At 49.6% G+C, this 18,120-nt stretch carries 18 protein-coding genes and 3 tRNA genes; 9 read left to right on the top strand and 12 right to left on the bottom strand.

Going from position 1 to position 18,120, the window contains the following annotated elements; genetic code table 11:
- Position 1 precedes the first annotated feature (1 nt).
- From rpe to ACY430_RS03070, 3 genes are read left to right on the top strand one after another with little or no spacing between them, the layout of a single operon-like run.
- Entirely contained in the window at positions 2-730 is a 729-nt protein-coding gene (gene rpe / locus ACY430_RS03080) for a ribulose-phosphate 3-epimerase (RefSeq protein ID WP_462137420.1), read from the top strand.
- Complete coding sequence (locus ACY430_RS03075; RefSeq protein WP_462137419.1) at positions 723-1,352, top strand: hypothetical protein; 630 nt, start codon at positions 723-725, stop codon at positions 1,350-1,352. The genes rpe and ACY430_RS03075 overlap by 8 nt, the downstream gene beginning before the upstream one ends.
- A 1-nt stretch (position 1,353) precedes the next feature.
- Entirely contained in the window at positions 1,354-2,076 is a 723-nt protein-coding gene (locus ACY430_RS03070; protein ID WP_462137418.1) for an ATP-binding protein, read from the top strand.
- 7 nt (positions 2,077-2,083) lie between these two features.
- Here the strand turns inward: ACY430_RS03070 and ACY430_RS03065 are convergent, their stop codons facing one another.
- From ACY430_RS03065 to ACY430_RS03025, 9 genes are all read right to left on the bottom strand, one after another.
- Positions 2,084-3,319 carry a bifunctional folylpolyglutamate synthase/dihydrofolate synthase gene (locus ACY430_RS03065; RefSeq protein WP_462137417.1) on the bottom strand — a complete coding sequence of 412 codons (1,236 nt, stop codon included), beginning with the start codon at positions 3,317-3,319 and terminating at the stop codon, positions 2,084-2,086.
- A 2-nt stretch (positions 3,320-3,321) separates the two neighbouring features.
- Positions 3,322-3,699, bottom strand: coding sequence for a holo-ACP synthase (acpS, locus tag ACY430_RS03060; protein WP_462137416.1), 378 nt, complete (start codon positions 3,697-3,699; stop codon positions 3,322-3,324).
- 5 nt (positions 3,700-3,704) lie between these two features.
- Positions 3,705-4,418: a pyridoxine 5'-phosphate synthase gene (locus ACY430_RS03055; RefSeq protein ID WP_462137415.1), complete on the bottom strand. Its 714-nt coding sequence runs from the start codon at positions 4,416-4,418 to the stop codon at positions 3,705-3,707.
- Entirely contained in the window at positions 4,415-5,761 is a 1,347-nt protein-coding gene (glmM, locus tag ACY430_RS03050) for a phosphoglucosamine mutase (RefSeq protein WP_462137414.1), read from the bottom strand. The genes ACY430_RS03055 and glmM overlap by 4 nt, the downstream gene beginning before the upstream one ends.
- A gap of 1 nt (position 5,762) precedes the next feature.
- A complete protein-coding gene (locus tag ACY430_RS03045) occupies positions 5,763-6,758 on the bottom strand; it encodes a CdaR family protein (RefSeq protein ID WP_462137413.1) in 996 nt (331 codons plus the stop codon).
- A gap of 98 nt (positions 6,759-6,856) precedes the next feature.
- Positions 6,857-7,648, bottom strand: coding sequence for a diadenylate cyclase CdaA (cdaA, locus tag ACY430_RS03040; protein ID WP_462137412.1), 792 nt, complete (start codon positions 7,646-7,648; stop codon positions 6,857-6,859).
- A complete protein-coding gene (folP, locus tag ACY430_RS03035; protein ID WP_462137411.1) occupies positions 7,645-8,526 on the bottom strand; it encodes a dihydropteroate synthase in 882 nt (293 codons plus the stop codon). Before folP ends, cdaA begins: the two co-directional genes overlap by 4 nt.
- Positions 8,526-10,463 carry an ATP-dependent zinc metalloprotease FtsH gene (gene ftsH / locus ACY430_RS03030; RefSeq protein WP_462137410.1) on the bottom strand — a complete coding sequence of 646 codons (1,938 nt, stop codon included), beginning with the start codon at positions 10,461-10,463 and terminating at the stop codon, positions 8,526-8,528. Before ftsH ends, folP begins: the two co-directional genes overlap by 1 nt.
- 52 nt (positions 10,464-10,515) lie before the next feature.
- A complete protein-coding gene (locus ACY430_RS03025) occupies positions 10,516-11,397 on the bottom strand; it encodes a PLP-dependent cysteine synthase family protein (protein WP_462137409.1) in 882 nt (293 codons plus the stop codon).
- A gap of 49 nt (positions 11,398-11,446) precedes the next feature.
- On the opposite strand from ACY430_RS03025, the gene ACY430_RS03020 reads away from it, so the two are divergent.
- The 6 genes from ACY430_RS03020 to ACY430_RS02995 all read left to right on the top strand — a co-directional run bounded on the left by ACY430_RS03020 (position 11,447) and on the right by ACY430_RS02995 (position 14,830).
- The gene (locus ACY430_RS03020; protein ID WP_462137408.1) at positions 11,447-12,337 is read left to right on the top strand and encodes an MBL fold metallo-hydrolase; all 891 of its coding nucleotides are present in this window, start codon (positions 11,447-11,449) and stop codon (positions 12,335-12,337) included.
- Between the two features lie 24 nt (positions 12,338-12,361).
- Positions 12,362-12,435: transfer RNA gene (locus tag ACY430_RS03015), tRNA-Pro, on the top strand.
- A 27-nt stretch (positions 12,436-12,462) separates the two neighbouring features.
- Positions 12,463-12,537, top strand: a tRNA-Arg gene (locus ACY430_RS03010).
- 10 nt (positions 12,538-12,547) lie between these two features.
- A tRNA-His gene (locus ACY430_RS03005) sits at positions 12,548-12,622 on the top strand.
- Positions 12,623-12,645: 23 nt separating this feature from the next.
- Positions 12,646-13,731, top strand: coding sequence for a redox-regulated ATPase YchF (ychF, locus tag ACY430_RS03000; protein WP_462137407.1), 1,086 nt, complete (start codon positions 12,646-12,648; stop codon positions 13,729-13,731).
- Positions 13,732-13,741: 10 nt separating this feature from the next.
- Positions 13,742-14,830 (top strand): quinone-dependent dihydroorotate dehydrogenase, encoded by a 1,089-nt coding sequence (locus ACY430_RS02995; RefSeq protein ID WP_462137406.1) that lies wholly within the window; start codon positions 13,742-13,744, stop codon positions 14,828-14,830.
- On the opposite strand, the gene argJ is transcribed toward ACY430_RS02995, so the two are convergent.
- Genes argJ through mgtE form a run of 3 tightly spaced genes read right to left on the bottom strand, consistent with a single transcriptional unit; the run spans position 14,827 to position 18,112 of the window.
- Complete coding sequence (argJ, locus tag ACY430_RS02990; protein WP_462137405.1) at positions 14,827-16,032, bottom strand: bifunctional glutamate N-acetyltransferase/amino-acid acetyltransferase ArgJ; 1,206 nt, start codon at positions 16,030-16,032, stop codon at positions 14,827-14,829. The genes ACY430_RS02995 and argJ overlap by 4 nt on opposite strands.
- On the bottom strand, positions 16,029-16,739 hold the full coding sequence (gene recO / locus ACY430_RS02985; protein WP_462137404.1) for a DNA repair protein RecO: 711 nt from the start codon (positions 16,737-16,739) through the stop codon (positions 16,029-16,031). Before recO ends, argJ begins: the two co-directional genes overlap by 4 nt.
- Positions 16,736-18,112, bottom strand: coding sequence for a magnesium transporter (mgtE, locus tag ACY430_RS02980; protein WP_462137403.1), 1,377 nt, complete (start codon positions 18,110-18,112; stop codon positions 16,736-16,738). The genes recO and mgtE overlap by 4 nt, the downstream gene beginning before the upstream one ends.
- Between the last annotated feature and the right edge of the window lie 8 nt (positions 18,113-18,120).

Here is an 18,120-nt window from a genome sequence, read left to right as displayed (position 1 = left end):
TTTGGATTATAACACTCTGCTTTTGCAGTTCACACCTCAAATTTTCAACTATGGTATAATCCCCAAAGTGATAGTTGCCCCCTCAATATTAGCAGCGGATTTCACAAAACTCGGCGAACAGGTTCTTGCAGTCGCCGAAGCCGGAGCGGACTGGATTCACGTTGACGTTATGGACGGCTGTTTTGTTCCAAACATAAGCATAGGTGTTCCTGTTGTGCGGTCTCTTTCAACGATTTCGTGTCCGCCGATGGATGTTCATTTAATGATTAACAACCCTGAAAAAATTGTTGAGTCTTTCGCGAGCGCGGGAGGAGACAAAATCAACAACATAACGGTCCAGATTGAAGCCACAAAAGACATCTCTTCGGCAGTTGAAAAAATACGTGCTCTTGGCGTCAAGGCCGGGGTTGCCATCAATCCGTCCACCCCTGTTTCCGTGCTTGAACCGGTCTTGTCACATGCTGATATTGTGCTCGTGATGTCCGTTGAACCGGGGTTTTCGGGGCAGAGTTTTCTTGAGCCCTCACTGCAAAAAATAGAGGACTTGCGCGAAATGCTTGGCGCTCCGGGTGAGGGCGTCCCGATTCTGGAGGTTGACGGAGGTATAGATATTGAAAAAGCCAGAGCGGTTTTCAAGTCCGGCGCGGATGCCGTTGTGAGCGGTTCAGGCATTTTCGGGCGTCCGGACATCGTTGAAGCGGTCAGGGAGATGAAAGTGATAGATGTCTGACGCTGCCTCATATATCAGGGAAATAACCGCTTATTTCTGCTCGTTGACCGGTAAAGCGGGCATAATTTCATCGGAAGACAAGCACACCCTTATGGAGTTGCGAAGCGAGGGGGTTTCCAAAGAAGATGTTTTTCTGGGGATAAAAGAAGCACTTAGAACCACCGCGCGCGAGCCGAAAAGACTTACAATCACACAATGCGTGCGCTTCATTCGTTCACGTGGCGGAGCGGAGGAACTGAGCCAGCCCGCACTGACTCAAACCCATTCCACCATAGTGCAAGTCTCCCGGAAAATCGCCGCCGCTATTGAGCAAACGGATAGTGAAAACGTCAAAGCATGCCTTCAAAACGCGCAGAAAAAACTCTCAGTCTCCGCCTCTCGTCAGGAAGGGGTTGCGGAGTTTCTTGAAATCCTACGCGAGCAGGTTTGTGCCGAACTTATAACGGGTTTTGATTCTGCGCTGGCGGAAAGCATAAAAAACCGCGCCAGCGAAACCATCGCTTCATCAGGCAGAAATTTCATAAATGAAAACGAAAAAAATAAAGCCCTCTCGGCTTTCATAAACGATTTGGTAATAAAAGAGACGGGGATGGAAAAACTGTTTTTTTTAGAGGATATGTGAAGTGGCTGATTGCAAAAAATGCGGTGGACTGGGGTGCCGGGTAACCAGGGGCAAACAGTTTGCCCGCGCCGAAGTGTGCGAGTGCAAAAGGGATTGTAAAGAATGCGGCGGCGGCGGACTGGTTGTTGAAAACAAAGAAGGTTACAGATACGCCTCTCCCTGTCCGGTTTGTGCCCCTGCGCTGAACAACGTGAAAAAATACAACAACGCGAAAATTCCCGTTGCGATGATTTCCGCCAGCTTGAAATCAGGCGGTGGAAGCGGCTCAATTGCGAACGCGGTTGGCTACATGCAAAAATTCATCAGTAAGTATCCGCACGAAAAAGGTTTTGTTCTTTCCGGCTCCGCCGGACGCGGAAAAACCAGTTTTGCCACCGCGGTGCTTGCAGACTTAACTTTGAAAAACGGAATAGAGGGGCTGTTTTTTGATTTTAATGACCTGATACTTCAACTGAAAGGCAGGGAAGAAGGGGTTTCTGAAATTGCCGTGCTTGCTCCGTGTTTTGAAACAGAGGTTCTTGTTCTTGACAGTGTTGGCATGGACTCACGCCCGTTAACGGAATGGGAAAAAACCGTTCTTGAAAACATAATTTCCAAGAGATACAGGGCAAATAAAAAGATAATTTTGACGACCAAACACGGCAAAAGCGACCTGGAAACGGAAATAGGGAGTCAGGCATTTTCCAAAATCAATACGATGTGCGAATTTGCCGGGCTTGATTGAGCCATTCTCATAAAATTAACTCCCTTACCTCGCCCGCGAAAAAAAGCGAGCCTGTAACACATAGGGGAAGGGAGGTTTTTTCGGCTTTTTCAAGCGCTTTTTCAGGACTGTCCGCCGTCTCAACTTCAATTCCTTCCGATACAAATTTCAAAAGTTTTTCCGCGTCCACGCTTCTGCCGCTTTGTGAGCGCGTTAAAATCAGGCGTGAACAGACCGTCTCTATTTCCCTTAAAAATTCCGCGTGATTTTTGTCATCAGACATTGCCACGATAAAAACGAACCGCTCGTGCGGATGATTTTTCGCGATGGCTTCGGCAAGTCGCCGCGCTGATTCGGTGTTGTGCGCTCCGTCTATAATAAAGGGCGGATTTTCTCTGACATACTCCATTCTCGCACCCACCCGGACTTTTTCAATCGCCTCCTTTGCCTTTTTAAGCGGAATATCAAACCCCTGAGACGCGATTATTTCCGCACAGGCAAGGGCAATTGCGGCGTTGGAGATTTGAAAAGGTCCCTTCATCGCGGGGGTTATATTTTCAATTTTCCAAATTCTTCCCGAATATGAAAAACCGCCGTTGTTTTCCGCGCATTCAAAATCTTCTCCGTTTTTCAAAACCGGAGACTTTTTTTCGGCGCATGTTTTTTCTATCACGGCAAGAGCCCCGCCGCGGGCTCCTGTAATCAGGGGGACACCATGTTTTGCTATTCCCGCTTTTTCCCCGGCTATTTTTTCCTCGGTATTTCCAAGGTATTGCGCGTGATCCATCGAAATGTTTGTAATCGCGCAAACGAGCGGGCTCGCGATATTTACGGCGTCCCATCTTCCGCCCATGCCGGTCTCCAGCACCGCAAAATCAACCCCTTGTTCCTTGAAAAATATAAACGCGGCTACGGTAAGGACTTCAAAATAGCTTGCGCGGACATTCTCGTTTTCACAAATACTGTGAACCCTTTCAATCAGTTCGCTCAATTTGCCGTCTTCCATGTCGTTCCCGTTTGTTTTTATCCTCTCTCCGACCCGCACGAGGTGAGGAGATGTGTAAAGTCCGGTTGAAAAACCTGCCCGGAAAAGAATTTCCGCGAGCATTGAAGAAGTGGAAGTTTTGCCGTTTGTTCCCGCAACGACGGCGGTTTTTATTTCAAGGTGCGGGTCTCCGAGGGTGCGAAGAATTTTAGTAACCCTTTCAAGTCCCGGCTTTACCGAATGCTGGTTAAGCGAGCGAAGATATTCCAGTCCGTTCATTTTCAAGACTCAAGGATAACAACTGCAACACTGTGGGATTTTTCATGCGATATGGAAAGGTGTATGTGTTTTGCGCCCATTTTGCGCGCGAAATCACCCGCTTTGCCGGAAAGTTTTACAAGTGGTTTGCCACGCCGGTCTCTGACAATTTCAATGTCGGAAAACGCTATGCCGTATCTGAAGCCCGTTCCCAACGATTTGACAAGCGCCTCTTTCGCCGCGAAGGAAGCGCCAATTATCCGCTCGTCGCCGTTAAATTTATTGAACCGTTTTCTTTCCGTTTCGGAAAAAAGCCGCTTCAGAAACTTGTCTTTGTGTAGCGAAATTACACGCGCGATTCTGGCGTTTTCAACAATGTCTGTTCCAATTCCGATTATCATCGTTTTTAAGTGGTGTTAATTTTTTTAATCATACTGCTCACGGCTTTCTCAATTCCGTCAAAAACAGCTCGCGAGATTATTGCGTATCCTATGTTTAATTCCTCAACACCCGCAATTTTCGCGATTAAACTCACATTTTCATAATCAAGCCCGTGTCCCGCGGAAACCCTTAAATCCAACTCCCGTGCCAGAAAAACGGCTTTCTCTATCGCCCGGAGTTCGTTTTCTTTTTGAATTCCGTCCGCGCACGCCCATCCACCCGTGTGAATTTCCACCATGTTCGCGCCAATATCCGCCGCCGCTTTTATCTGATCAAAATCCGGCTCAATGAACAAACTTACCATTATTTTTTCTTTGGACAGCTCGGAGATAACTCCCTTAATCCGCGACTGGTTTCCCAAAACGTCAAGCCCTCCCTCGGTTGTCAATTCTTCGCGCTTTTCGGGAACAATCGTTGCCATGTCTGGAAGCACGGAGAGGGCGATTTTTACCATTTCATCGGTCGCCGCCATTTCCATGTTCAGTTTTGTTCTTACTGACTTTCTGAGTTCGTAAATGTCGGCATCCTGAATGTGCCTCCTGTCTTCGCGCAAATGTGCGACAATTCCGGCGGCACCGGCTTTTTCAGCCGCGAGCGCGGCCTTGACGGGGCTTGGTTCACTCTCTCCTCTCGCCTGTCTCAATGTGGCGACATGGTCTATGTTGACGTTCAGACTCATCCGATTCTCCGCTCAATAATTCCGGCAAGTTCACTCGCGGCTTGCTCAATTGCATCAGAATTTTCCCCCTCAATGAGAATTCTGGCAAGTGGCTCCGTTCCCGAATAGCGTGTAAGAATTCTGCCGCTTTTACCGAGTTGTTTTTCAAGTTTTGCCACGGTTTGAGGTAGTTCGGGCATTGTGTCAAAAGGCTCTCTGCGCGAAATTTTCACATTTTTCAAAATTTGCGGAAAAAGTTCAAATTTGGGCAGGAGCCGCGAAAGTGGTTTGTTATTTTTCTTTACGATGTCCGCCGCGAGCAGGGCGGCGAGCAGTCCGTCTCCATTTGTGCTGTGGTCTGAAAAAATCAGATGCCCGGATTGTTCGCCGCCGAAATTCACCCCGGAACTTCGCATCATATCCGCCACATTTCTGTCCCCAACATTGGTTCTGAGAAGTTTTATTCCAATTTCTTCAAGGAAAATCTCAAGCCCTTTGTTGCTCATAACGGTTGCGACAATTTGCGGCTTTTTAAGCATTCCATTTTTAAACATTTCCCGCGCGAAAAGGGCGAGAATGATGTCGCCGTCCACTTCGTTGCCGTTCTCATCGCAGAAAGCGACTCTGTCTCCGTCTCCGTCAAGAGCTGCTCCAAAAAGCGCTCCGCTTTGCCTTATCTCATGGCCGAGAAGTGCGGTTTCAAGGCTTCCGCAGCCCTTGTTTATGTTTTTGCCGTCCGGTTCCCTGCCGATTACCGATAATTTCGCACCGGTTTTTTCAAAAACTTCAGGGGCTATTTCAGACATCGCGCCGTTCGCGCAGTCAAGCGCAATTTTAATTTCAAAAAAATCGCGCACGCCTTTCGCAGAGCTTTCAAGGGAGCGTGAATACGCTTCACGCCATTTTGGTTCTTCGTTTGAATTTACGGGCTTTTCCGGTTCGGGTGGCGGCTCGCTCAACTTTTCAAAGCGCTCTTCAATCTCTCTTTCAATCTCGTCCGGGATTTTGAAACCTTCGGCGTTGAAGATTTTGAAGCCGTTATATTCCGGCGGATTATGTGAGGCGGAGATCATAATTCCTGCGTCCGCACGGTTTTGAAAAATCAGGGAAACAACCGCCGGAGTTGGGCAGACTCCCGCGCAAACGGTTGTGGCTCCGCCGCTTATGAGCCCTTTGCAAAGGGCTTCCTGAAGTTTGTCGCCGTTTTTTCTTGTGTCGCGTCCGATAACGACTTGCGGTGCGTCCACCTGCTTCGCAAGGGTTTGCGCTATTACAAAGCCAATTTTACGGGAGCCGATTTTGTCTATCGGAAAATTGCCGGAATGTCCCCTTATTCCGTCAGTGCCAAACAGTTTCAGCGGCACTCTATCTTTTCGACTCCAAAGTGAGTTTGACGGTTTTTGGCACTATTTCCACCACACTTATTTTGTCTTTATGCGGATAATCGTAAATTAATTTCGCTTTTATTGACGAGCCAATGGAAAGTTTTTCCATGGACTTCTCATTGATGTAGATTTTTATATCGTCTCCGTAAAGTTTGTTTATCAGAGAATGGGGTCCTTGAAACTTTATGTCCGCAGTCTCCGGTTTTATTGAGATTTTTCTGTCTTCGGGAATTTTGCGCGTTTTCACTTCCAGCCCTTTGAATGTTTTTTCGATGAAAGTCTCAACTATTTTGACGCTTATTTTTACAGTTTGAATTTCCGGAAATTCAATGCGGGAGTCAGGGAATATAAGCTCCGCATCCACCGAGAAAGCCGATGTTTCCTTTTCAATGGAGACCGGAACGGTTTTCACCTCTTTTATGCCGCGGATGACTTTGCCGGGACCTTTGATTCTGACCGTAGAGGGCCTGATTTCCGCTTCGCCCTCAATTTGATAGCCAAGCGACGGGTCGCCAATTTCCGCTTTTACCGACACGAACTTTTCGACAATTGTGTCTATGTCAAGATTGATTTCGCGCGGACTTATGCTGACAATTTGCACATTTCGCGGAAGATTTACCGATTCGGGGCTGATACGGTGCGTGTAAATCCCTCTGGTTTTACCGCTCAAATCCACATTTATTGAGGTATTGGTTTTTAAGACCGATGAAACCTGACTGCGTGTCCCCTTGATTCTGAGTTTTACATTGCCCGGCAGATACGGTTTGTTACTGAGAATAAAACTTGAAGGAAGGTTGAGGTAATTAATCGGTATTTCAACATTTTTTTCCAAATCCGATTCGTAGTTTGCTGTGAACCACATGGCGCCCGCGAGAAAAAACGCAAGCACGAGCCGCCCGAAACTGATGGTCGTAAACCTTTCCCGCAAGCCCCTGATTGTGCCACCTATCCATCTGCCGAGACCCGCCAGTGTCATTTTATTTTTGAAGCCCCCGGCCGCTTTCTTTGTTTGCTGTGAGGCGGGCGCGAAAATTTCTTTGTTTTTATTTTGCGGAGATGTCATAGTTTTTCTCTTCAGTTTTCCGCCCCTTGAAGCAGAGTTCCAAGCACCTTTCTGAGCGTGTTTGTCTCTATTGCGGGGGTAATCTTGCCCTGAGTGACAAGCGAAATTTCTCCTCTTTCCTCAGACACAACAACAACCGTTGCGTCTGTTTCATTTGACAGTCCGAATGCGGCGCGGTGGCGTGTTCCCAGGTGATTGGGAATATCCGGATTTGTGTCTATCGGGAAAAAGCAACCCGCCGAAGTTATTTTGTTTGTCTGAACCAGCACTCCCCCGTCGTGCAGGGGTGAACCGGGGTTGAATATGCTTATCAGAATTTCCGCAGACACCTCCGTATTGACCACGATTCCGCTCTCTGCGTAATCCAGAAGGCTGTTGCTTCTCTCTATTGCTATTATCGCACCTATCTTGCGGTTTGCCAGATAATTTACCGCCTTGACAATCTCGTCAACTGTTTTTTCTTTGTAGTCGGAATGTTTGAAAAATTGCTGAAAGGGCGAGCCACGCCCGATGCTCGTGAGCGCTTTTCTTATGTCGCTCTGGAACAGAATGACAATAATTATGATTATCGCGCTCAGGAACTCTCCGAGAAACCAGTTAATCGTGAACAGCCCGATTTTCTCCGACAAAAGATAGAAGACGAAAAGAAAAAACAGACCGGCCATCATTTGTATCGCGCGTTTGCCTTTAAGCAGGGAAATCAGTTTGTAAATGACAAAAGTTACAACAAGCAAATCGAAGGCGTCCTTGAAACCAAAGCCGCCCGAAAAGTCCAGCGAGAGAATTTCAATGATTTCGCTCATGCCGCACCGCTCTTTATAGCGTCCGACATTTTAGCCACACGTGCCATTTCTTTCACATCGTGAACGCGCACGATTGAAGCACCTTTTATAACCGCTATCGCCACGGTTGCGGCGGTTCCCTCAAGCCTTTCCTCCGGTGGAAGCCCGCCGAGCGCTCTGCCTATGAACGATTTGCGTGAAGTTCCGACCAGCACGGGCGCGGCAATTTCTGAAAACTCTTCAAGTCGGTTCAGGATTTCAAGGTTCTGCTCTCCGGTTTTTCCGAAACCGATTCCCGGGTCAACGATTATAGATTCCGCGCTCACTCCCGCTTCGGTCGCCCTGCAAACCGATTTGTTGAGCGCTTCCTTGACCTCTGTTACAACGCATTCATAGTCTGCACATCTCTGCATTTCGCATGGGCGCGCGGGCGTGTGCGACAGGACAATCGCCGCACCCGCTTCGGAGACCTTGCTCGCGATGGAGTCTTCAAAGGTCAATCCGCTTATGTCATTTATCATTGCCGCGCCGTTTTCAAGAGCCCGTTCGGCGACCGAGGTTTTGGTTGTGTCCACGGAAAAAATCATGTCGGGAAACTCTTTCGCACACCTTTCAAGAACAGGCATCAGGCGGTTTGTTTCTTCCTCTTCTGAAACCGGAAGCGAGCCCGGGCGTGTGGATTCCGCCCCCATGTCCACGATGTCCGCGCCTTCGGAGAGCATTTGCTCAATTCTGAAAAGAGACTCGTCAACCGTTCCGCAACATCTGCTTTTTTTGTAAAAAGAATCGGGAGTCAGGTTCAAAGCGCCCATTACGAGCGTCTTTGTTATGTCAAAGGTTTTGTTTTTTATTCTCAAAGGGCGCATTTGCTGCGTGTTTTTTTTCGCGCCGTTTTTCATTATGTGGGACTGGGGGTCATTTTGGGATTTGGTTCCGCGCGCGTTTCGTTTTTGAAGTGTTTCGCGAAAAGATCCGACGCGCCCATTATTTCGTCAATTTCAGACCCGTTTATGCTTTCCTTTTTGAGAAGCCGTTTGGCGACTGATTTGAGAATGCCGATGTTGTCAAGCAGGGTTTGTTTGCTTTTTTCGTAGTTGTTTTCCACAATCGCTTTAATTTCCCTGTCTATTTCTTCGGCGGTGCTCTGGCTGTGGTCAACAGTTCTGGCGAACTCTTTGCCGAGGAAAATCTGCTCTTCCGTTTTGGAGAGCGATATGGGGCCTATTTTTTCGCTCATGCCCCAATTACAGACCATTTTTCTGGCGATTTCCGTCACTCTTTCCAAATCATTGCTGGCTCCGCTTGTGCGCTCGCCAAAAATAATCTCCTCCGCCGCGCGCCCGCCGAGCAGAACCATAATCAACGCGTTCAGATAAGAGCGCGACTGCGTGTATTTGTCCTCTTCGGGAATTTGCTGAGTGAGCCCCAGAGCCATTCCACGCGGAATAATTGTTACCTTGTGCACGGGGTCTGTGCCCGGAGTGAGTTTCGCGACAACGGCGTGCCCGGCTTCGTGGTAGGCGGTTATTTCGCGCTCTTTTTCACTTATAACCAGACTTTTCCTCTCCGTTCCCATCATCACCTTGTCTTTGGCAAATTCAAAGTCTTCCATTGAGATCATTTTGTTTTCCGTCCGCGCCGCATGAAGAGCGGCTTCGTTAACGAGATTTTCCAGATCCGCGCCTGAAAAACCCGGTGTTGAGCGGGCGATTACGGCGAGGTCAACATTTTGATGAAGCGGGGTTTCCTCCGAATGAACCTTCAAAATGGCTTCGCGCCCTCTGAGGTCAGGCTTTGGAACGACTATCTGTCTGTCAAACCGTCCGGGGCGCAAGAGGGCGGGGTCAAGAACATCCGGGCGGTTTGTCGCCGCGATAACTATTGTTCCCTCGTTGTTTTCAAAACCATCCATCTCCACAAGAAGTTGATTGAGTGTTTGCTCCCTTTCGTCGTGTCCTCCCCCGAGCCCGGCTCCCCTGTGTCTGCCGACTGCGTCAAGCTCGTCAACGAAAACTATGCAGGGCGAATTCTTCTTCGCCTGAGTGAAAAGGTCTCTGACCCTTGACGCTCCCACGCCGACAAACATCTCCACAAAGTCGCTTCCGCTTATAAGAAAGAAAGGTACGTCCGCTTCCCCCGCGATGGCGCGGGCGAGAAGCGTTTTTCCGGTTCCGGGGGGACCCACAAGCAGAACCCCTTTGGGAATCCTGCCTCCGATGGAAGTGAATTTCATCGGATTTTTCAAAAATTCCACGATTTCGCCGACTTCTTCCTTGGCTTCTTCAATTCCCGCCACATCCTTGAAAGTAACTTTGTTGTTGTCCTTATTTAGCATTTTTGCCTTGTTCTTTCCGAAAGACATTGCCCGCGAACCGCCCGCCTGAGCCTGACGCAGGAACAAAACCATAAGCAGTATCAGGAACAAAAACGGTCCCCAACTGATGAGAAGTTTTCCGAAAGTTCTGCCGGAATCTTTTTCGTAACTGAAAGTCGCGCCACTGTTTATTAGCTCTTTAAGCAAGTGATCTTCGCTCACGGGCCCGAATGTTTTGAACTGAACCGGAGAGCGCGCCTCATTGCTTTTGCGCGCGGCGGCAACGTCAGCGGGTGCGGTTTTGGACGGAAAAAACCCTTCGGTGAATGAGCCCTCAACGAGGCTGTTTTCAAGAGTAACTTTGACCTCGTCGACTTTTTTGTCTTCAAGGTGTGAAAGGAATTGGCTGTATGATATTTCCAGCGGTTTGCTGACTGCCGGGCTCTTGAACTGATAAAATGCCACCAGACCGACAAAAATCACCAACCAGAGAAATATGTTCCTGAATATACTGCTTTTCATTGAATTTCTGCTCCGTGAAAATATCACACGCGGCGGTGTGTTTCAATCCGTTCTATTTTACCGGAAGATAGCGGTCTCCTGAGTCGCAGATAATCGTAACCGCGCGTTTCCCCGCGCCAAGTTCCAGAGCCACTTTCATTGCCGCCGTGTAGTTTGCTCCCGATGACATTCCGGCGAACAGCCCATTGTTTCGCGCGAGTTCGGCAACTCCGCTCCGCGCTTCATCTTCCGTAACGGTGATTACGCGGTCATAGGAGTTAGTGTCCAGAACATCCGGCACAAAACCGACCCCTATGCCGGGGATTGAGTGCTTTCCGGCCTTGCCGCCGGACAAAACTGCCGATAAAGCGGGCTCAACGGCGACAATTTCCGTGTCCGGGAAATTTTTTTTAATCTCTGTTCCCACACCCGTAATTGTTCCCCCGGTGCCGACTCCCATGATAAAGGCGTCTATTTCGGGCGCGTCAGTTTTTTTCATCTGCGTGATGATTTCCCGCGCGGTTTCCCGCCGGTGGGTTTCCGGATTGAGTGGATTTGAGAACTGGTCCGTGAAAAAGTGTGTGTCCGGGTTTTCTTCCGCGAACGCCCGCGCTCTTTTTACGGCTCCGTTCATTAACTCATTCGCGGGGGTCTCAAAGATCCGCGCTCCGTAAACTCTGGCAGGGGATTTTCTTTCGGGTGCGACACTTTCAGGCATGAAAAGAACCGTTTCATACCCTTTTGACGCGCACAGAAGAGAAAGCGAAACGCCCGTGTTCCCGCTTGTTGCCTCAACAACAGTTTTGCCCGCGCAGAGAATTCCGCGTTTTTCCGCATCCGCGATTATCGCCGAACAGATTCTTTCCTTGGAATTGCCCGCGCCGATAAGGTTTTCAAGTTTCGCCCATATTTCCGCGCAACCTTCGGGGGTTTTAAGTTTAAGAAGCGGGGTCATTAGTTTCTCTGTCTTGTGAACAAACTGTTTCGGTAGTAAATTTTAATTTATGAAAGCAAAGATAATAGACCACAATTTTATTTCTCCAAATGTTATAGCATCATATCTGCTTGACAGTTCAGACGGTGCGATTTTGATAGAGAGCGGTCCCTCAACCACTTTTACCAGCGTTGAAAAGGGGCTCGCGGAGCACGGAGTTCGCCTCAAAGACATACGGCATGTCTTTGTTACACACATTCATCTTGACCATAGTGGAGGGGCGTGGAGGTATGCTCAAAACGGTGCAAAGGTGTATGTGCATCCGAAAGGCGCCGGGCATTTAACCGCGCCTGAGCGCCTTGTGGCGTCCGCGGCGCGGGTTTTTGGAGACAAGATGGAAACGCTTTGGGGCGATGTGCAACCCATTGCGGAGGACAAGGTTATGATTGTTGAAGACGGCAAGACGCTTTCGATAGGTGATTTAAAAATAAGGGTTTTTGACACGCCCGGACACGCCGGGCACCACCACTGCTATCTGGCGGACGGAACACTTTTCGCCGGAGATGCGGCGGGAGTGAGGATAAAATCCGGCGCCGTAATTCCGCCCACGCCGCCACCTGAAATCAACATAGAGTTGTGGCAGGGAACGGTGAAAAAAATCCGCGAAATCTCGCCGGATTCTCTGTGTCCAACCCACTTCGGCGAGCATACCGATGTTTCAGCCCATCTTGATAATCTGTCTGAAACGCTTGAGGAGTTTTCATCATGGGTCGGCGCGAGGGTTGAAAAGGGGGATGACGAGAGTGAAATCGCGCGCGATTTTCAAAAAAAGATTGAAGACCGTGTTACATCTGTCCGGGACGAGCCGGCATTGCTTGATGCGTATAGAAATACCGACACGGTCGGAATGAACACCGGCGGACTTGTGCGGTATTGGAAGAAGTTCCGAATGGCGGAGTGAGTGATGTATAATAAACCCGCACTTCGGGGCGTGGCGCAGTTTGGTAGCGCACGGCGTTTGGGACGCCGGGGTCGGAGGTTCGAGTCCTCTCGCCCCGAACGCTACAGAGTAGTTTGTGCGTAATTGCGCCCGTAGCTCAGCCCGGATAGAGCAACGGACTTCTAATCCGTAGGTCAGAGGTTCAAATCCTCTCGGGCGCGAAAAATTATGGTGGGTGTAGCTCAGTCTGGTTAGAGCGCCGAGTTGTGGCCTCGGAGGTCGCCGGTTCAAATCCGGTCATTCACCCCGCTTTTTACAGGGGGCAATTTATGGGACTCAAATGTGGCATTGTCGGGCTTCCAAATGTCGGCAAGTCAACGCTTTTCAATTCACTTACAAGCGCCGAAGCCGAAGCGGCGAATTTCCCTTTTTGCACAATAGAGCCAAACGTGGGCGTAGCAATCGTTCCCGATGAGCGTCTGGAAAAAATAGAGTCGCTTGTGAAACCGGAAAAAACAGTCCCCGCTTTTATTGAGTTTGTTGACATCGCCGGGCTGGTCAAGGGCGCGTCCGAGGGCAAGGGCAGAGGGAACGCTTTTCTCTCGCACATACGCGAAGTGGATTTGATTGTTCACGTTGTGAGGTGCTTTGAAGATGGTGATGTAACCCATGTTGACGGCGGCGTTGACCCCGCGCGTGATATCGCGACAATTGAAAACGAACTTGTTTTGAAAGATCTTGAAACACTTGAAAAAAGGGAGGAAAAACTCATTTCACAGGCGAAAAGCGGCGACAAAGAGGTCAAAAAACATCTGGAAATCGTTACGAAGTTGCGCGAGTTTGTTGAGGAAGGCAATTCGGTTCGCGCCAATCCCGATTTTGTGGAAATTGACAAAGAACTGCAATCTTTTCTTCTTACCGCGAAGCCGCTTCTCTATGTCTGCAACGTTGATGACGTCGCGGTGGATTCTGAGTTTTCCAAATCCGTTGAGCGCCGCGCGGGCGAAACTTCAAGCCCCGTTGTGAATGTGTGCGCGAAAATTGAAGAGGAAATATCAAAACTGGCGCCCGATGAAAGGGCGGAATTTTTCAACGAAATGGGCATTGAGAGAACGGGGCTTGAAAAACTTGTGCGCGCGGCTTATGGCGGGCTTGGGCTGATAACGTATTTCACCGCCGGTCCGAAAGAGGCAAGGGCGTGGACAATAAAATGCGGCACGAAAGCGCCTCAGGCGGCGGGCGCCATACACACGGATTTTGAGAAAGGTTTTATCAGGGCTGAAACCATTAAATACGAGGATTTCATTGAAGCGGGTTCCGAGGCGGCGGCGAAGGAAGCCGGAAAAATGAGGTCTGAGGGAAAAGACTACGAAGTTTGCGACGGCGATATTATGCTTTTCCGTTTCAACGTGTAGCCGGGTTTTGATGTCAATTTATAAAAATTTTGTGAACCCGATTCTTGACCGGTTTGATTCCGAAACCCTTCACTCTGCGGTGATTGAAAGCCTGCATCTCGCCGCAAAAACCCCGTTGACTCTCTCGCTCGCGGAATTTGCCACTAACGGCGGCAGAAGATTCTCGGATAAGCGTCTTGAAACCGAAATTGACGGCTTGCGTCTTGAAAATCCTTTGATTGTCGGCGCAGGGTGGGACAAAAAAGGCAGAGCCGTGGCCGGATTGCGGGCGATGGGGTTTTCGTGCGCGGAAATCGGTTCGGTAACTCTGCATCCGCAACCCGGCAACCCAAAGCCCCGCCTTTTTTCACTGGCTCCGGGCGTGTTTCTGAACCGTCTCGGTTTTAACAGCCCCGGCGCGGACGGAGTCGCTCGAAACCTGAGCAATGTGTCTCCGCTTCCGATGCCGATAGGAATAAGCATCGGTCTGAACAAAGACTCTTCCGGGGATAACGCTCCCGCTGAATACGCCGAAGTCGCACGGAAACTTCTTCCGTTCGCTTCTTATTTCGCGGTTAATGTCAGCTCGCCCAACACTCCGGGGTTGAGAGGTTTGCAACAAAAAGACGCTCTGCGGGAAATACTGAAAAGCGTTGTTGTTGCGAGGGGGGAAAAGAAAATTCCCGTTTACGCGAAAATATCCCCTGAAACTTCGTTTGCTGAAATAGATGATGTGATAGAGGTGGTTCTGTCTTCCGGCGCGGCGGGAATTATCGCGACAAACACGACCGATTCGCCGCAGATTAAAGCCAAATACGGCTTGCGGTGGGAGAATGAAAACGGCGGAATAAGCGGGGACGATGCGGATTACAGAAAACTGTCAACCGAGAGAATCGCGTATATCCGCTCGCAGACGCAAGGAAAAATCACCATAATCGGCTCGGGCGGAATAAAAGACACCGAAACCGCGCTTGAAAAACTCAAAGCCGGCGCAAATGCGCTACAAGTGTTCACCGCGATAAGAGGTGAGGGCGCGTGGGTCGCGGGAAACATAAACAGAGGGCTCGTAAAATTTATGGAAAGGGAAGGGCTTTCGTCTCTTTCTGAAATCGCACGCTAACTTCTGTATTTCGAATTCAGGCGCACATAATCAAGCGATAAATCAGACGCGAGAACAAACGCTTTCGCTTTGCCTTCGGAGAGGCGGATTTTAATTGTAAATTCGCTTTTTTTCATTAACTTTGCGGCTTTCTTTTCGGCGCCGGGCATCTCCGTTCCACGGCTAACCACTTTCAGTTTGTCAATCCAAATGTCCAATTTCGCCGGATTGAATTTTGCTCCGGAAGCCCCGACTGCGGAAGCTGCCCTGCCGAAATTCGGGTCTTCTCCGAACAGCGCGCACTTTACGAGAAGCGAACCGCCGACAGCGCGCGCCGCTTTTTCGGCGTCCGCCCCGTTCTTCGCGCCTTCAACTTCAATTTTTGCCACTTTGGTTGCGCCTTCGCCATCCCGAACGATCATTTTGGCGATGTCAAAACAGACCTCCGATACGGCTTTGGCAAATCGCCGTCCATCAGGGCTCACGGCGGAAAGGGTTTTGTTTTCCGCCACCCCGCTTGAAAGCAGAAACACCGAATCGTTCGTTGACATTTCGCCGTCCACAATTATGCGGTTGAAAGAAGTTCCCGCCGCTTCGCGCAAGGTTTTCGCGGCAAACGGTTTTGAAATCTTGACGTCCGTCAAAATAAAACACAACATGGTCGCCATATTGGGATTTATCATTCCCGCGCCCTTTCCAATCGCGCAAACGGTTGCGGTTTTCCCGCCGATTTTTATTTTTCGTGAGGCGATTTTTATAAATTTATCGGTCGTCATTATCGCGCCCGCCGCTTTTTTCGCCCCATCGGGCGACAGTGTGGAAACAAGGCGCGGAAGCGCTTTTGTGATTTTCTCCGCCGGAAATTTTCCGCCAATCAGCCCCGTTGACGACGGAATTACGAGGGAATGGGGGATTTTTAAGTTTCGCGCGAGAGCAAGCGTTGTTGTTTTAGCGGCTTTTTCCCCTTCGCCACCGGTCATCGCGTTGGCGTGCCCGCTGTTTATCAAAAGCGCCTGACAGACGCCTTTTTTAATTCTGTCCATTCCCAGAAGCACGGGAGCGGCTTTGAGCCTGTTTGTTGTGAAAATTGCCGCCGCTGTGGCGGGTTTTTCAGCGTAAATCAGGGCGAGGTCGTCTTTGCGGTTTTTAATTCCGCATGACATGGAACCGAACAAAAATCCGGACACGGAATAGTTCGTTCCGTTTTTCATTTTCTTACTCATTCACCCAGCATATTCTCCAGAACTTTCGCGGATTTCAATACCGCGCCCGTTTGATACTGAAAGAAAGCGTTGAGGCAGTTGATGTCCTGAAGAGCCGCGCCGCCCTTTGCCACCCCCGCGCGGCTGATTTTCCTGACAGGTTTTTCTTCCGATTCACAGGCGCAGGTTTCGCACAGAAAAACACCGGTCGGGAAAACTAAATGCCCGCTCTCAAAGGTTTCGCCTCCGCACTCTCCACAGCGAGAAAGGTCAACCGAGTATCCCAGACTTTCAAGCACGGCGGTCTGAAATCCGAACATTGCGCCAACCCCGATTCCCGTGCTCATGGCGGAAAGGGCTTTTACGGCTTCGTTGAAAACGGTTTCGTTCGGGGTTTGTTCTTCGGGAAAAGCGGCGTCTATAAAATCAATAAGGCAGTTCGCTTTGAGAAAAACACTCATGTTTTCCGCCACGCGCCCGAAACTTTCCAGAACGACTGAGTCTTGAAGAATTCTTCGGCCCGAACGGGTCGTACTTATTTCAATTTTCAGAACGGCGAACAATTCCAACCCGCCGCCGAAACGTTTTCTGCTTGAAGCGGCGCCTTTGGCGACCGCCTTTATTTTGCCGAAATCCCTTGTGAACAGTGTTGCCAGAACATCGGACTCTCCAATTGGAATTTTTTTAATGAGAAGAGCCTTGCAGGTTTTTATCTCGAGCCCTTTCAAAATAGCAGTATTGTTCCCACAAACAGATAGAAAATAGAGCCGAGAATGTCATTAAACATCATAAGAAACGGACCTGATGAAGCGGCGGGGTCTATGTTGAATTTTTTAAGCGCCATCGGAAGCACGACGCCGATAGAGGAGGTCGCCAGTGTCGCGGAAATCATTGCTATGAACACCGCATAGCCGACCATCACGTTGTTCGGCTGCCCGGCGTTTATAAACTCCACCGCGAACGCCCCCATTATTCCGCAAAGCAGACCGAGAATTAACCCCACTTTCATTTCCGCGAAAAGTATGGACATGACTTGTCCGCCGCGGATAGTTCCCATGCCGAGAGACCTGATAACCACGGTGTTTGTTTGAACCCCGACGTTTCCGCCCGCCGCCATAATTGCGGGCATAAAAGCGGCGAGTATGGCGAACTGCTCAAGCGTAACCTGAAAGTTATGCAGAACCACAAACGCTATGAGAAGCTCTCCCAGAAGCGTGAGAACTATCCACGGTATTCTCACTTTGATCTTTTCAAAAGTGGGAGTGTGTATGGGATGCAGATGATCCCCTCCCACTCCCGCCGCTTTCAAAAGGTCTTCTTCGGACTCTTCGGCGATGACGTCCATTATGTCATCACCGGTGATTCTGCCGAGAAGTTTCCCCTCTTCATCCACAACCGGCGCGGACATCAGGTCGTATTTTCTAAACATAAGCGCGACTTCCTCCTGGTCCGTCATCGGGGAAAGAGTCGTCTCAGGCGAGACCGATTCCATAATGCTCCACAGCGGAGTGGTTTTATTGGAAATCACAAGTTTTCCAAGCGAAACCGTGCCTACGAGTTTGTTGTTTTTATCAACGACATAAATCCTGTGGTATTCCTCAATCTGATTTGATTGAGACAGCTCCCTTATTTTTTCAATGGTTTCTCCCGCAGGCGACTCCGGCGACCCCTCCAGGACTTCGGTTTGCATAATGCCGCCCGCAGAGTCATCGGGATATTTGAGTAGCGGCTCAACTTCCATGCGCTCTTCGGGATCTATTTTCGCAAGAACATCTTCGGCTTTTTCTTCGGGCAGTTCGTGAATCAGGTCGGCGGCATCATCAGAATCCATCTCTTCGGCAATGTCTGCTATCTGTTCTTCGTCAAAGATGGAAAGCAGTTCCTCACGCAAACTTTCGTGCAGTTCGGGAAGCACTTCGGACGTCCTATGACTGCCCAGAGATGAAAGCACAAACGCCTGCGCGTCCCGATCCATCTGGTCAATGATTTCAGCTATTTTTGAGGGGTGAACCCCCGCCAGTACGTTTGAAATTTCGGCGCGGGAGCCTTGTTCAATGTGTTTTTCAATCTGTTCGGCGAGCTGTTGCAGGGTTTCTTCCATTTCCGGCT

It is taken from the genome of Candidatus Mycalebacterium sp. (assembly GCF_977828045.1).
This window is presented reverse-complemented; position numbering and strand designations above follow the sequence as displayed.

Coding starts and splice junctions, on each gene's coding strand:
- cdaA (WP_462137412.1), bottom strand. CDS start 7,648: ATGAGCGAAATCATTGAAATTCTCTCGCTGGACTTTTCGGGCGGCTTT.
- folP (WP_462137411.1), bottom strand. CDS start 8,526: ATGAAAAACGGCGCGAAAAAAAACACGCAGCAAATGCGCCCTTTGAGA.
- argJ (WP_462137405.1), bottom strand. CDS start 16,032: ATGAGTAAGAAAATGAAAAACGGAACGAACTATTCCGTGTCCGGATTT.
- ACY430_RS03025 (WP_462137409.1), bottom strand. CDS start 11,397: ATGACCCCGCTTCTTAAACTTAAAACCCCCGAAGGTTGCGCGGAAATA.
- mgtE (WP_462137403.1), bottom strand. CDS start 18,112: ATGGAAGAAACCCTGCAACAGCTCGCCGAACAGATTGAAAAACACATT.
- ACY430_RS03020 (WP_462137408.1), top strand. CDS start 11,447: ATGAAAGCAAAGATAATAGACCACAATTTTATTTCTCCAAATGTTATA.
- ACY430_RS03065 (WP_462137417.1), bottom strand. CDS start 3,319: ATGAACGGACTGGAATATCTTCGCTCGCTTAACCAGCATTCGGTAAAG.
- ACY430_RS03075 (WP_462137419.1), top strand. CDS start 723: ATGTCTGACGCTGCCTCATATATCAGGGAAATAACCGCTTATTTCTGC.
- acpS (WP_462137416.1), bottom strand. CDS start 3,699: ATGATAATCGGAATTGGAACAGACATTGTTGAAAACGCCAGAATCGCG.
- ACY430_RS03045 (WP_462137413.1), bottom strand. CDS start 6,758: ATGACACTGGCGGGTCTCGGCAGATGGATAGGTGGCACAATCAGGGGC.
- ACY430_RS03055 (WP_462137415.1), bottom strand. CDS start 4,418: ATGAGTCTGAACGTCAACATAGACCATGTCGCCACATTGAGACAGGCG.
- ACY430_RS02995 (WP_462137406.1), top strand. CDS start 13,742: ATGTCAATTTATAAAAATTTTGTGAACCCGATTCTTGACCGGTTTGAT.
- ftsH (WP_462137410.1), bottom strand. CDS start 10,463: ATGAAAAGCAGTATATTCAGGAACATATTTCTCTGGTTGGTGATTTTT.
- ychF (WP_462137407.1), top strand. CDS start 12,646: ATGGGACTCAAATGTGGCATTGTCGGGCTTCCAAATGTCGGCAAGTCA.